We start from the raw sequence: 1,049 nt of genomic DNA on the forward strand, positions 1-1,049 counted from the left end.
GGAATCGAATTCCACGTTAACGCCCAAACCACAAAAGTGCAGCTCACCAATTCGGTCTCTCGCTTGAGCGGTACATAACCCTTGCTTAACGCCAATAAACGTAACTGTATGGTCAGCTTGAATTGCGTCACCTAAAACTGAGCCAGTGTTAGCGCACAAGCCGGACGGGATATCGACCGCAATAACTGGGCACTGAATTTGGTTGATCTGCTCTATATAACGACGATATTCAGTTCGGACTTCACCCTTTAGCCCCGTGCCTAACATAGCGTCGATGATCACTTCCGCTTCAAGTAACGCAGTATTCCAATCATCCCAACTGCTGTTTTTACCATCAACGGTTTGCCAGTCTTGATACGCACGCAAAGCATCGCCCTGAAGCTGCGTTACATCACCGATTTGAAAAACTTGAACATTCAGCTGAGCTTGTTTTGCAAGGGATGCAAACACGTAGCCATCGCCGCCGTTGTTGCCTTTGCCACAAACGACAAGAACGTTTTTCGTTCTTGGGTATAAATGAAGAAATCGTTCGTAAACAGCCATGCCAGCTCGCTGCATTAAGCTATACATAGAAACGCCTGCCATGTGGGCGGCAGCCACTTCTCCGTTTTTGACTTGCTCGGCGGTGTAGAGTTTTAAGGCGAGATTAAAGTCCATATTTACGTTCTGCGCATTGGGGAAACACAATTATAAGTATACAAAAAAGCCAAGGTTACCCTTGGCTTTTAACGAATAAATTTCAATCGCTATTTATGTTGCGACATCAAGGCTTCTGCTGTCGCGTCTTGGATAGACAAAAACAGTGAGTTGATTTTTCCAGTTGGTGTTCGCATTGGGTTAAGCGTTACGTTCTGGTACATAAACTCCGCCTGTTGTGTAACAGGGCGTACGTTGCGGCAGCGAAACAAATACGGACGTTGACGCCACGTAATAAAGCTTCTGCAACCCAAGTCGTACACAGGTTTCGTCTTCAACTTAAACCATTCCGGCGGGATTTCTGGGAAGATATCGAAGATCGAACGGCCAATTGCCTCATGCGATTGCAAACC

At 46.3% G+C, this 1,049-nt stretch carries 2 protein-coding genes; both read right to left on the reverse strand.

Going from position 1 to position 1,049, the window contains the following annotated elements; all coding sequences use genetic code 11:
* The coding region (locus R7Z50_RS24870; protein ID WP_318149399.1) for an NAD(P)H-hydrate epimerase at positions 1-657 on the reverse strand (657 nt) is incomplete at its 3' end.
* A gap of 89 nt (positions 658-746) precedes the next feature.
* A partial coding sequence (locus R7Z50_RS24875; protein WP_318149400.1) for a hypothetical protein occupies positions 747-1,049 on the reverse strand: 303 nt, incomplete at its 5' end.

It is taken from the genome of Vibrio sp. 1249-1 (assembly GCF_033340495.1).